Consider the following 12,145-nt stretch of genomic DNA (forward strand, 5'->3'; position numbering starts at 1 on the left):
GCCCGTCACGAGAAGTGCGAGTCCGCTAAACAATCGTATTTGGTTGCAAGTCACTATCCTTCACCCCTACATTCAATATCTTCCTCTAATCAGAATAATCTAAATCCTTAAAAAAGGGAACAAAAACCAGTTTCCTTACGTAAGATAGAAGTGAGGTGATTACGAATGGAGAAACAAGCACGGATCCGGACGATTCAACTGTATCAAAAAAGATGGATGCCCTTGCACGTATCGGTCGTCATCGCGGTCGGGGTCTCATTTGCGTTATTGGTCATGAACGAGTTTCAAACGGGTTATGGAATCGCCTTCTTAGCGGCGCTCGTTGTGTTGATCTATCTGGAGTGGCGCGAGAGCCGATTCATGCAACGGTTGACGGACGAACGGACCGTTCAGAAGTTCATTCGTCGCACGTACGTTGGCCGCAACGCCGTCTCGTTGTTCGGGGCGATTGGATTCTACTTCTTATTTAAGAACGACATGCAGTCAAACTTGCTCTTATGGCTCGTCATTTTCTTTGGTGCGATTGCTGCCCAGGCAGCCACGACGATCCATTACGAGCGGAAGATTCGACAGATTGACCTGGAGCATCCGAGTCGGCATGATTTGAGTTTTACAAAAGGATAACCGAGAAAATAAGCCGCCCTGTTCGCACAGGACGGCTTGTTGTATTCATTAATTCGCTTTTTTGAGTTCTGATTTTTCTTCCTTGAAGTCGAGCTTGCGTACATCGACCCGTTTCACGAAGAAGGCGAGAACGAGCGCGAGTAGGTTCATTCCAAGTGCCACGTAGAACGAATACTGAATCCCTGACAGTAACGCTTGTTGCGTCAACGCACCCATCGCACTCTCGGTGAGTGTCGCTGGGTCGACGCCGGTCATGAGCGACTCGGCCTCTGTCTTCGTGACCGAGTTCATGATTGTGACGAGGACTGCTGTCCCGATCGCACCGGATACTTGTTGGGCCGTGTTGTTGATGGCCGTTCCGTGCGGGTTGAGGCTTGTCGGCAACTGGTTGAGACCGTTCGTCATGATCGGCATCATGACCATCGACATCCCGAACATGCGAAGCGTGTACGTCGTCACGATGTACGTGTACGTCGAATCGAGTTGGACGTTGGCGAGCATGTATGTCGAGATCGCGGTAATCGTGAGACCTGTGATCGAGAGTAACTTCGGTCCGAACTTATCGAACAGTTTCCCTGTGATCGGTGACATGATCCCCATAATGATCGCACCCGGTAACAACATGAGCCCAGAGTCGAGCGGTGAGATGCCCCGGACGCTTTGCACGTAGGCCGGTGTCAAAATCATTCCGGAGAACATGGCGACAGCGTTGACGATCGCGATGATTGAGGCGAGTGCGAACATCGGGTACTTGTACGCCCGTAAGTCGAGGAGCGGTTTCTCCATGTTGAGCTGACGGATGACGAAGGCAATCAAAGCGACGAACCCGACGATCATCGTCGTCAAGACGATTGGGTTATCCCAGCCATCTGAACTCGCTGAGCTGACACCGTACAAGACGCCACCGAACCCGAGCGTCGATAAGACGAGTGACAAGTAATCGAGCGATTGCTCTTTATTTTGGACCATGACGTTCTCGGCTTTCCAGACGGCGAGACCGAGACCGATGATGGCGAGCGGGAGAATCATCTCGAACAAGACGCGCCAGTCGTAGTATTCGACGATGTAGCCCGAGAGTGTCGGACCGATCGCTGGTGCTGAAATCATGACGAGACCGAAAATGCCCATCGCCGTTCCGCGTTTTTCACGCGGGAAACTGACGAGCATGACGTTCATCAAGAGCGGTCCCATCGTCGACGCCCCGACCGCTTGAATCATCCGACCGGCGAGTAAGACACCGAAGTTCGGAGAGAAAGCGGCGATGGCCGTCCCGAGAGCAAAAATCGCCATCGACGTGATGAAGAGACCACGGTTCGAGAACCGGGTGATCAAGTAGGCCGATGCCGGGACGAGCACGCCTGTGACGAGCATAAATCCTGTCGCGAGCCATTGGACGGTCGAGTAGTCAGCAATCTCCAAATCGACCATGATCGATGGGAGCGCGACGTTAAGTAAAGAGTTGTTGAGGAAGGCGATGAACGCCCCGACAAAGAGGACCGCGAGCATGAGATACGGCGGTTTCTTTTGGAATTCTGGTTTCATACGAGTTGCTCCTTTATGTTCTGAATAGTTATATACTAGTAAGTGTTGATGTAGTGATTTTATACCCGCCGTACAAATAAATCAACCATTTTGTACTGTCGGTTCAAAATGGTATACTTAAGCCAGAAACCACACAGAACGGAGCAATCAATATATGAAGGATAAGAAACGAAAAGTTGCTGACGTCGCAATGGCTTTGTTCATTGAGAACGGAGTGCAGCAGACGTCGGTCCAAGAAATCATCGAACGGGCCAACATCTCAAAAGGCACGTTCTATAACTACTTCGCCTCGAAGACGGACTGTGTCGCCAACATTCTCGAGAACTTGCGCTATGACGCTGGACAACGCCGGATTGAGATGCAGATGGGACGTGACATGCGCGACAAGGACGTCTTTATCGAGCAGATTTCGATTCTCATTCAATTGAACGAGGAGCGGAACCTCCACGCCTTGTTCGAGTCGATTATGTCAGCGAATGAGCCTGAATTGAAAAAGCTCGTCCTACAACACCGCGTCTATGAGATCGAGTGGCTCGCCATGCGCCTGACGGAAATTATCGGGGAAGAGATTCGCCCATATTCGGTCGAGTTGACAGTGCTCTTCAACGGGATGTTGCAACATATCCTGTTCACACTCCGCATCACGAACACGGCCTACTCGATTCAGCGATTGATTCGTAATTTGTACGCCTACGTCGAGTTGATGGCGGCGCGTATGGTCGACACCGGAGAACATATCTTGAACCCGGTCACTGTCGATCAAATGCGGGGGACGACGGATAAGAATCTCGTCACGAAAGATGAGTTGATTGGGATGGCGGCGCGCATCCATGAGCACGTGAAGATGACCGAGGAACAAGCCGATTTATTCGAAGCAATCACGTACGAGCTCCATCAAGACCGGCTCCGGAAAATCGTCCTTGAACAGTTGCTGAAACCGTTCCAACGTTTGTTCAAAGGTGAGACGGGAGAGACGGAAGTTCAAAAGTTCACGAACCTCGTTTGGTTATACACGCGGACACACTAACGACAAAAAGTGATTTTATCCGTTAATATAGAAGAAACACGGTACGAAAATAAATCTCAAAATATTCCACGAAAAAGAATTGATTCCTACAAATTCATGCGCTACAATCAAATTACCGAAAGCGCTTTCGGGAAGAGGAGAATGACATGGGCACGATTTATGATTTAGCTAAAAAAACCGGCTTTTCGATTACGACGGTCTCCAAAGCGTTGAACAACTATAAGGACGTCAGCGAAAAGACGAGAGCCAAAATATTACAAGCAGCGGCTGAGATGGATTATCTGCCGAACGCACACGCACAGTCGTTATCGACGAAAAAATCGTGGGCGATCGGGGTCATGTTCTCAGAAGCGAACGAAGTCGGAATGAAACATCCATTTTTTAACGGCATCATTGAAAGTTTCCGTCACGCGACCGAGGAACACGGCTACGATTTAATCTTCGCCTCTCGAAACCTTCGCAACCGTGACATGAGTTATCTCGAACATTTCAAACATCGAGCAGTCGACGGTATCGTCGTTATTTGTTCGGACCGGATGGACGAGCAAGTGCAAGAGCTCATGCAAAGCGATATCCCGATCGTCGTGGTCGATATGGACAGCGCCAACTGTAGCGTCGTCTATTCGGACAACACGGAAGGTGCCCGCATGGCTGTGAACTACTTGTACGAGTTAGGACATCGCCATATCGCGCACATCGCCGGAGATTCGTCGATTGACGCCGGTGCGGCCCGGGTGAAAGGGTATGAGCTTGCGATGCACGCACTCGACTTACCGATTCAACCAGGTTACTTGGTCAACGCCGGGTTCTTCTCGGTCGAAGAAGGCAAGCAGGCGATGGAGAAGTTATTACAACTGCCGGCACCGCCGACAGCAGTCTTCGTCGCAGGCGATCAAATGGCCATCGGGGCAATCGAAGCCGTCCATGAACACGGTCTCCGGGTCCCGGAAGACATCTCGATTATCGGCTATGACGACATCGAGATGATCAAATACATCACACCGAAGCTGACGACGATTCGTCAAGATACGGACGAAATCGGAGAAGCGGCGGCCGAGCTGCTCATCGAGCAGATGACAGCCAAAGAACGACGGACTGAACGTCGTGTCATCCCAGTTCGGTTGATTGAACGTGCGTCTTGCGCACCGGTCAAAAAGTAAACAAGTCACGATGATCTTTCGAAGTCGCTCTGTTCGCTTCAGCGGAATGGAGAGAAGAGAGCGATTTCGAAAATCATTCACCCTAAATCGAAACCGCTTTCGATATTTTTATTTCAATATTTTCGAAAGCGCTTTCGACAAATTATTACCTCTTCTTGTAAACGCTTTCTAAAACACTTAAAAGGATGGGTTCACACATGCGTAAAAAATTAGTCAGCTTACTCTCAATCGGGGCACTATCAGTCGGCGTCTTGGGCGCTTGCTCAAACGATGAAGGAACTTCAGGTTCTGAGTCTGGTTCAAAAGATGACGTCCTCAAAGTTTGGTCGTTCACGGACGAATTGAAAGAGCCAATCAAAACATACGAAGAGAAGAACGGCGTCAAGGTCGAATTGACAATCGTTCCAATCGCGGACTATCCGACAAAACTTAAGCCGGCACTTGAAAGCGGCGTTGGGGCACCGGACGTCTTCACAGGCGAAATCGCGTTCCTCAAGCAATGGGTTGACGCAGGCTACTGGGAAAACCTTTCAGACGAGCCTTACAACGTCAATGAAATCTCAGACGACTACATCCCTTACGTCTTCGACCTCGGGAAAGACAAAGATGGCAACGTGCGCGCTCTCTCATGGCAAACGACACCAGGTGGCGTCTACTACAAACGTAGTTTAGCGAAAGAAGTCCTCGGTACGGACGATCCGACTGAAATCGGCAACATGATGAGCTCGATGGACGGCGTCTTCGAAGTTGCTGAGAAGATGAAGCAAAAAGGCTACAAGATGTTCCCAGACGAAGGCGCGATCCGTTGGTTCTCACAAGGCGCGAACCCAGAAGCATGGGTAAACGACAAGAACGAACTCGTGTTGACAGAAGACAAGATCAACTACATGGACTACGCGAAAGAACTTCGTGAGAAACAATACACGGCACTCGCTCCAGAATGGTCACCATCTTGGTTCGAAGGCATGTCGAAGCCAATCAAAGTTAAAGAAGGCGGCAAAGAGACAGAGACACAAGTCTTCTCTTACGTTCTTCCAACATGGGGTCTTCACAGCGTCTTGAAAGACAGCGCGAAAGACACAGCCGGTGACTGGGCAGTCACGAACGGTCCAAGCCCGTACTTCTGGGGCGGCACATGGCTCGGCGTTTATGAAGGATCGAAAAACAAAGAAGCTGCTTACGATTTCGTTAAGCTCATGACACAAGACGAAGAGTTCTTGACTGGCTGGGCTGAAGAGACAGGCGACGTCCTCGCTTACAAACCAGTTACCGACAAAATCAAAGACGACTTCAGCGATGAGTTCCTCGGCGGACAGAACAACTACGAGTTCTTCCTTGACCAAGCGGATGAAATCACACCAGGAATCGTCACGAAATATGACCAACAGCTCGACACGCTCTACGGCGCTTCAGTCCTTCAATATGTAGAAGGTAAGAAGTCGAAAGAAGAAGCGATTGAAGAGTTCAAGAAACAAGCGAAAAACGCTTACCCAGACATTACAGTTGACTGAGGCCAGCTAACCCGTGGGGGGGACTTCCCCCCTTAAGGGTTGCTAGGGAAGGAGTAACACGACGTGAAAAAACTAGACCGCTATGGCTATGCCTTTATTGCCCCGTTTTGGGTCGTCTTTTTGACATTCAGTATTTATCCGGTCTTCTTGACCCTGTACTACAGTTTCACCAACTATACCGGCAGCCAAGGAGAAGAGGTCGTCGGCTTTGCGAACTACGCGCGCCTGTTGACTGACACGTACTTCATCGAGGCGTTCGTCAATACGATCAAGATTTGGGGAGTAAACTTTGCCTTACAGATCGGTCTTGCACTGCTTTTGGCACTCCTGTTCTCAGATCTTCGTCTAAAACTGAAGGGCCTCGCGTTCTTCCGCTCGTTCTTCTATCTGCCTAACTTGATCACGATCAGTTCGGTCGCGCTCTTGTTCGGAATCTTGCTCGACTGGCAGCACGGTTCACTCAACATGATCCTCTTGAAACTTGGGATCATCTCTGACCCGATCAACTGGTTATCGCAACCGGTGACGGCACAACTGTCCGTCTCACTCATTTTGACATGGATGTGGTTCGGTCACTCGTTCATCATCGTCATGGCCGGCGTGTCGGGAATTTCAAAAGACTTTTTCGAAGCAGCCCATATCGATGGCGCGAACCGTTGGCAAATGTTCACGTATGTCACACTGCCACTACTCAAACCGATTCTCTTGTACATCATGATCACGTCACTCATCGGTGGACTCCAATTGTTCGATCTTCCGCTCCTCTTGACGGACGGAATTGGTGCACCGGATGGATCACTGAACACGATGGTCCTTTACTTGTACAACCAAGCATTCAAGTATAACAACTACGGCTATGCGTCAGCGGTCGCTTACGGCTTGTTCTTGATCACGCTCGTCTTCTCGGCGGTCGTCTTCAAAGGCATGTTCCGCAAAGAACGCGCTGCGCAGAAGGGAGCATAAGCAATGGAACAAAATGCAGAATCACGGCGTATGCTCGCCGACAGCGAAGTGCAGCCGCCACGCGAGGAAACACCCCGCCAAGTGGATCCACCGAAGCAAAAGCAAAAGAAAAAATGGCTCAGCCGTGGTGTCATCTACACGGGTTTGATCGTCTTGACGATCGTCTGTTTCATCCCGTTCCTCATGATGCTCGTCAACGCGACACGGACGAACGGAGAAATCATGTCTGGTTTCTCCCTTCTCCCGGGGACGGCACTCGTCGAGAACTATGCGATTTTGAGTGACTACATCAACATCTGGAACGGCTTCAAGAACAGCTTGATCATCGCTGTGCTCGTCACATTGCTCTCTGGTTACTTCTCGGCGATGACAGCGTTCGGTTTCGCCTTCTACGATTTCAAAGGGAAAAATGCGATGTTCATCTTCATGCTTGTCATGATGATGGTACCGGGACAACTCGGACTCATCGGTTTCTACGAGATTTCGAAAACGCTCGGCATTCTCGACTCGTTCATCCCGCTCATCATCCCGTCGATCGCGAGTCCGTTCGTCGTCTTCTTCATCCGGCAGTACACCCAGGCCACGCTGCACGTCAGTATGATCGAAGCGGCCCGGATCGATGGGGCGAGCGAACTGCGCATCTTCCATACGATTGCGCTCCCGATGATGATGCCGGCCGTCGCGACGATGTCGATCTTCACGTTCATCGGCTCATGGAACAACTACTTGATGCCACTCGTGCTCTTGTTCTCACCAGAGAAATACACGTTGCCGGTACTCATGGGCTTCTTGAAAGGTTCACAAGTCGCCGAGAATCTCGGTGCCCTTTACCTCGGTATCGCCATCTCGGTCGTGCCGATCATGATCGCCTTCTTGTTCCTGTCGAAATACATCGTCAGCAGTATCTCGGCTGGTGCGGTCAAAGAATAACTAGAGAGAAAAGAGGAATTGACTATGCAGTTTAACAAAGACTTCGTCTTCGGGACCGCGACTTCGTCGTATCAGATTGAAGGCGCGCATAACGAAGACGGGCGCACCCCGTCGATTTGGGACATGTTCTGTGACATCGACGGACGCGTGTTCGAGAAGCATAACGGTGACGTCGCGTGCGACCACTACCATCGCTTCGAGGAAGACATCCAGCATATCAAACAGCTCGGTGTCGACACGTACCGCTTCTCAATCGCATGGCCGCGTATTTTCCCTGCGAAGGGGGAGTTTAACCCGGCTGGGATGGCGTTCTATAAGACGCTTGCGACACGCCTCCGTGAGGAAGGCATCAAGCCGGCCGTCACGCTCTACCACTGGGATCTCCCGATGTGGGCCCACAATGAAGGCGGCTGGGTGAACCGCGACTCGGTCGACTGGTTCCTCGATTATGCCAAAGTGTGCTTCGATGAACTCGACGGCATCGTCGACTCGTGGATCACACACAACGAGCCATGGTGTGCCGGATTCCTCGGCTACCACGTCGGTGTCCACGCACCGGGCCATCGTGACATGAACGAAGCGGTTCGCGCCGTCCACCATATGTTGCTCTCGCACGGGAAAGCGGTCGAATTGTTGAAGAACGAGTTGAAGTCGACGACGCCAATCGGCATCACGCTTAACTTGTCACCTGTCTATGCAAAGACGGACTCGGTCAACGACCGTCTCGCCCAAAACAACTCGGACGGTTACTCGAATCGCTGGTTCCTCGACCCAGTATTCAAAGGTCAGTATCCGGTCGACATGATGAACTTGTTCGCGAAATACGTGCACACATACGATTTCATCAAACCAGGTGACATGGAGACAATCTCGACAGAGTGCGACTTCTTCGGTATCAACTTCTATAGCCGCGGACTCGTCGAGTTCAGCGCGGCCAACGACTTCATGACGGTTGCTGCTTACTCCGATTACGACAAGACGGGCATGGGCTGGGATATCGCCCCGAACGAATTCAAAGACCTGATCCGTCGCTTACGTAACGAGTACACTGACCTTCCAATCATCATCACCGAGAACGGCGCCGCATACGACGACGTGCTTGAGAACGGCGAAGTCCATGACGATAAACGGATCGACTACGTCCAAAAGCACCTCACAGCCGTATCTGATTTGAATGATGAAGGCATGAACATCGCTGGCTACTATCTTTGGTCCTTGATGGACAACTTCGAGTGGAGCTTCGGTTACGAGAAGCGTTTCGGCATTCTCTACATCGACTTCGACACGCAAGAGCGCGTCTGGAAAGACAGCGCGAAATGGTACGCTGGCGTCATCGCGGACCATAAAGTCAAACACGCGGATAGCGTCGAGGCGTAAGACGAATCCATCCCTGCCGCTACAGGGATGGATTTTTTGTGTGGAACCGATTCAAGCGGGGAACGTATAGAAGAGGATAACGAATGAAAGGGGCGGTTCAAATGAAACGTGAGTATGCGACGTACGAAGTGACAGGCTATGACGACAAAGGGAAGATCAAGTTCATTCACTTGAAGGAAGGCGAGTTCGTCTTGCCGGTCGAGATTAAAGGGGACGACTTGACGAAAATCAAGAAGATGATAGAACTGAACCCTGGGGTGACGGTTATCGTCCACGCTGCCGTCGATCAGAAACGGATGCGCCTGCAGGAGATTGACGGTTATTCGCTCAGGAAGGACGGATAACGATGGCTATCGCCAAACTGATGTCGCGTGACGAGTTATGTGATATGACGATTGAGAGCTATGCGTATGCCTATCCAGACGCCGACAACATCCATGACGCAGCCTGGCATCGAAATTGGGTCGGGCTCCATATGCCGGACCATCGCATCACGTTCGATGACGTTATGCTCGATAGCCTGCTCGTGGCTCACTACATACCATTGTTCGAGTCGTTCGTAGCGGGCGACGTATCTGAAGTTGAGTTTGAGCCGACGGAACCGTTCGTCAGCTTGACGTTGACGAGGAGAGACGCTGATGGGGATGAGGTCACAGTAAAGGGGTATCTCAAGCATCCGTTTGAAGGTGAGTCTGAGGAGCTTGCGTTCACGTTTGAGACGTCTGTAGCGAATGTAGAGCACTTCCTAAAAGGGTTACGGAACATCGCAACTGATTTTCCGGTCCAGGAGCCAACCCAGTAAAATACCCATCTGTCGCCAAGACAGATGGGTATTTTTATGAGTTCGTTTCATGACTTGAAATCAAAAATTGATATTCGGTTGTTTTTTCAGATGTTTCTTCTGGTTCGTAAGAGTGGATTAACTGTCTAATTTGTCGATTTAACTCTTTCCATTGCGCATGCGTCAGTGTTTTTGTTGCGTAGCCAATTTCAGCCGTTCCTTCATTTTGTTCGACGACATCACGCTTCAAGGCTTGTGCGGTTTGATGAACTTGGACGAAGTACCATTGAAGAACATGATCTAAGTTAGATGTTAGGAAATCACCTTCAATGGCAAGCTTATCGTTAGCGTATAAGTGGCGGCTTGAATAGTAATTTTCAAGGATGTTTTTTACTTGTTCTTGTCGTTCAATACGCAGAGCGTCAATCTCGATTAATTTTTTAATAGGATAATATAAATTCGCCGTTGGTTGCTTCATTAACTTGGCGATTTCTTTTGTATTTCGTGATTCTCGTTTGGTGTGCTCGAGGATTTGAAACGTCTTTTCGTCAAACAAGAGCTTGCCGATTTCTTGGATCTCTCTCATGCGAAACCTCCTGATCGTTTGTCAGTCTTATTATACGCTGATTTCTTCGATTGTAGGCAGGTCGCGATTTTCTTTATTAACAACAAAATAAAATGAAATGATAATCAGTCCGAGAGCGCTACAAAACATCGTCCACTCAATGCTAATCACGTTTGGTAACAACCCGCCAAGAAATGCCCCGAGCGGAAATGCCGCCACTAAAAAACTGTCTAACGTCGAAGATACGCGTGCTAGCAGATGTTCGGCAATCGAAACTTGAAGAAACGTAATTAATAAAATGCTCATCATACCGAATGGGATAAACGCCAACCCAAGAACGATGATAGAGGTCAATGGAGAAGGTATAAAGACGGAACTCATCCATAAACAACTCGAGAAAAACGGTAATATAATGAGCAGGCGACCGAGCGGATAATGCATAATTCTTAACACAAACATCGTCCCAATCAGGTTCCCAAGCGTAATGGCCATAAGCATGAGAGCATAATGCCCGCCACCGCCTTTACTTGCTGCATAGGCGGGTAAGACGGCTTGAGTAATTCCAAAACAAAAATTAGCAAGTAAAAAGGGCGCGCAGATGACGATGATTTTTGTCGTGAAAAAGTAATGAAGTCCCTCTTTTAACTCTGTACGATATGATGTTGGTTTTGAATTTGTGTCCAGAACTTCTTTGAAAGGAACACGAATCAAACTGAATAGGAGTGCGGCAAGGAGATAAGTTAATGCGTTGAACAAATAGATCTGTTCGATTCCAAATAGAAGGATGGCTGTCGCAAAAAGTCCTTTCATCGATAAATCAATTATTTGTAGTCCGACACCAATCCTCGAGTTGAACATTCCACGATGTTCGCGAGCGACCACGGCTGGCATAAGTGCGATTTCAGCTGTCCCTTCGATATTTTCCAAAAAAGAAACAAGGAACATGATTATGATGACGAGATATACAGATTCATAGCCTAAATATAAAGCAAGTGGAATCATCAGCATGAGCACAAACTGAACAAACTGCGAATGGACGAGTACGCGTGACTTATTCATGCGTTCAATCACGGGACCGAACAATACATTCAAAATTTTGGGAACCATGACAACAGCTGTCGCCACACCAGTATAAAATGTATCTTCGGTCAATGTGTAAATATACCAGATGACGGCCACCTGGTATAAGCTGTCACCCATAGTAGATAACAATCGCCCGCAGAACAATAGTGCACTATTTTTAGCCCACATAAAAAAACCTCCTTTATCGTTAAAATAAATTTAAACGATAAAATAAAATTTGTAAATGGTTTCTCTCAATATCTAGGTGGAATAAAAAAACGCCATGACCTTTGTGGTCACGGCGTTATACGTCGAATTGTGAGACTTGGGCTCGGTATTTACCTAGTGAATAGGCGGCGCAGCCAAGGAAGACCATATGGAAACCGACGCCGACCAACATCGCATATGGAATGATAGATTTGAAGCCAAGTCCAAAGGCCAATGCTGCACTCGATAAAATCATGAAGCTGGGTGTGTGGTTTTTCAAGTCATGTGTCTCCTTTCCTATTGTTTGTAGCTTGCTTAGGGAAGAAAAGAGAAACTAAGAGCATGACAACCGATAGACTATAAGCTATAACCAAGATTGTTCTCATGTCTTCTCTT

13 protein-coding genes are annotated in these 12,145 nt (G+C 49.1%); 9 read left to right on the plus strand and 4 right to left on the minus strand.

Annotated features, from left to right (window positions below; translation table 11 throughout):
* Nucleotides 1-165 precede the first annotated feature (165 nt).
* A complete protein-coding gene (locus tag AC13H5_RS02415) occupies nucleotides 166-624 on the plus strand; it encodes a hypothetical protein (protein WP_215192500.1) in 459 nt (152 codons plus the stop codon).
* Nucleotides 625-672: 48 nt separating this feature from the next.
* Here the strand turns inward: AC13H5_RS02415 and AC13H5_RS02420 are convergent, their stop codons facing one another.
* Nucleotides 673-2,166: an MDR family MFS transporter gene (locus tag AC13H5_RS02420; protein ID WP_034781533.1), complete on the minus strand. Its 1,494-nt coding sequence runs from the start codon at nucleotides 2,164-2,166 to the stop codon at nucleotides 673-675.
* A gap of 154 nt (nucleotides 2,167-2,320) precedes the next feature.
* Here AC13H5_RS02420 and AC13H5_RS02425 point away from each other — a divergent pair, with 154 nt between their 5' ends.
* The 8 genes from AC13H5_RS02425 (at nucleotide 2,321) to AC13H5_RS02460 (ending at nucleotide 9,936) form a co-directional block, all read left to right on the plus strand.
* Nucleotides 2,321-3,193 carry a TetR/AcrR family transcriptional regulator gene (locus tag AC13H5_RS02425; protein WP_034781534.1) on the plus strand — a complete coding sequence of 291 codons (873 nt, stop codon included), beginning with the start codon at nucleotides 2,321-2,323 and terminating at the stop codon, nucleotides 3,191-3,193.
* A 146-nt stretch (nucleotides 3,194-3,339) separates the two neighbouring features.
* Nucleotides 3,340-4,353 carry a LacI family DNA-binding transcriptional regulator gene (locus AC13H5_RS02430; protein ID WP_214754579.1) on the plus strand — a complete coding sequence of 338 codons (1,014 nt, stop codon included), beginning with the start codon at nucleotides 3,340-3,342 and terminating at the stop codon, nucleotides 4,351-4,353.
* A 197-nt stretch (nucleotides 4,354-4,550) separates the two neighbouring features.
* Complete coding sequence (locus AC13H5_RS02435; protein ID WP_483546243.1) at nucleotides 4,551-5,864, plus strand: ABC transporter substrate-binding protein; 1,314 nt, start codon at nucleotides 4,551-4,553, stop codon at nucleotides 5,862-5,864.
* Nucleotides 5,865-5,927: 63 nt separating this feature from the next.
* Entirely contained in the window at nucleotides 5,928-6,827 is a 900-nt protein-coding gene (locus AC13H5_RS02440; RefSeq protein ID WP_034781543.1) for a carbohydrate ABC transporter permease, read from the plus strand.
* 3 nt (nucleotides 6,828-6,830) lie between these two features.
* Nucleotides 6,831-7,757: a carbohydrate ABC transporter permease gene (locus AC13H5_RS02445; protein WP_483546244.1), complete on the plus strand. Its 927-nt coding sequence runs from the start codon at nucleotides 6,831-6,833 to the stop codon at nucleotides 7,755-7,757.
* A gap of 24 nt (nucleotides 7,758-7,781) precedes the next feature.
* Nucleotides 7,782-9,134: a GH1 family beta-glucosidase gene (locus AC13H5_RS02450; protein WP_483546245.1), complete on the plus strand. Its 1,353-nt coding sequence runs from the start codon at nucleotides 7,782-7,784 to the stop codon at nucleotides 9,132-9,134.
* A gap of 101 nt (nucleotides 9,135-9,235) precedes the next feature.
* Nucleotides 9,236-9,478, plus strand: coding sequence for a hypothetical protein (locus AC13H5_RS02455; RefSeq protein WP_483546246.1), 243 nt, complete (start codon nucleotides 9,236-9,238; stop codon nucleotides 9,476-9,478).
* A gap of 2 nt (nucleotides 9,479-9,480) precedes the next feature.
* Nucleotides 9,481-9,936, plus strand: a complete 456-nt coding sequence (locus AC13H5_RS02460; protein WP_483546247.1) for a WapI family immunity protein — start codon at nucleotides 9,481-9,483, stop codon at nucleotides 9,934-9,936.
* A gap of 34 nt (nucleotides 9,937-9,970) precedes the next feature.
* Here AC13H5_RS02460 and AC13H5_RS02465 read toward each other — a convergent pair whose 3' ends face one another.
* From AC13H5_RS02465 to AC13H5_RS02475, 3 genes are all read right to left on the minus strand, one after another.
* Nucleotides 9,971-10,501, minus strand: a complete 531-nt coding sequence (locus AC13H5_RS02465; protein WP_483546248.1) for a hypothetical protein — start codon at nucleotides 10,499-10,501, stop codon at nucleotides 9,971-9,973.
* Nucleotides 10,502-10,531: 30 nt separating this feature from the next.
* Nucleotides 10,532-11,731, minus strand: coding sequence for an MFS transporter (locus AC13H5_RS02470; RefSeq protein WP_483546249.1), 1,200 nt, complete (start codon nucleotides 11,729-11,731; stop codon nucleotides 10,532-10,534).
* A 115-nt stretch (nucleotides 11,732-11,846) separates the two neighbouring features.
* Entirely contained in the window at nucleotides 11,847-12,029 is a 183-nt protein-coding gene (locus tag AC13H5_RS02475; RefSeq protein ID WP_483546250.1) for a hypothetical protein, read from the minus strand.
* Nucleotides 12,030-12,145: the final 116 nt, after the last annotated feature.

The organism is Exiguobacterium sp. FD-YE-25-4 (assembly GCF_057004685.1).

What these genes read in the sequence shown, in the direction of transcription:
- AC13H5_RS02415 (WP_215192500.1), top strand. Translation starts at nt 166, where the DNA reads ATGGAGAAACAAGCACGGATCCGGACGATTCAACTGTATCAAAAAAGA.
- AC13H5_RS02420 (WP_034781533.1), bottom strand. Translation starts at nt 2,166, where the DNA reads ATGAAACCAGAATTCCAAAAGAAACCGCCGTATCTCATGCTCGCGGTC.
- AC13H5_RS02425 (WP_034781534.1), top strand. Translation starts at nt 2,321, where the DNA reads ATGAAGGATAAGAAACGAAAAGTTGCTGACGTCGCAATGGCTTTGTTC.
- AC13H5_RS02430 (WP_214754579.1), top strand. Translation starts at nt 3,340, where the DNA reads ATGGGCACGATTTATGATTTAGCTAAAAAAACCGGCTTTTCGATTACG.
- AC13H5_RS02435 (WP_483546243.1), top strand. Translation starts at nt 4,551, where the DNA reads ATGCGTAAAAAATTAGTCAGCTTACTCTCAATCGGGGCACTATCAGTC.
- AC13H5_RS02445 (WP_483546244.1), top strand. Translation starts at nt 6,831, where the DNA reads ATGGAACAAAATGCAGAATCACGGCGTATGCTCGCCGACAGCGAAGTG.
- AC13H5_RS02450 (WP_483546245.1), top strand. Translation starts at nt 7,782, where the DNA reads ATGCAGTTTAACAAAGACTTCGTCTTCGGGACCGCGACTTCGTCGTAT.
- AC13H5_RS02455 (WP_483546246.1), top strand. Translation starts at nt 9,236, where the DNA reads ATGAAACGTGAGTATGCGACGTACGAAGTGACAGGCTATGACGACAAA.
- AC13H5_RS02460 (WP_483546247.1), top strand. Translation starts at nt 9,481, where the DNA reads ATGGCTATCGCCAAACTGATGTCGCGTGACGAGTTATGTGATATGACG.
- AC13H5_RS02465 (WP_483546248.1), bottom strand. Translation starts at nt 10,501, where the DNA reads ATGAGAGAGATCCAAGAAATCGGCAAGCTCTTGTTTGACGAAAAGACG.
- AC13H5_RS02470 (WP_483546249.1), bottom strand. Translation starts at nt 11,731, where the DNA reads ATGTGGGCTAAAAATAGTGCACTATTGTTCTGCGGGCGATTGTTATCT.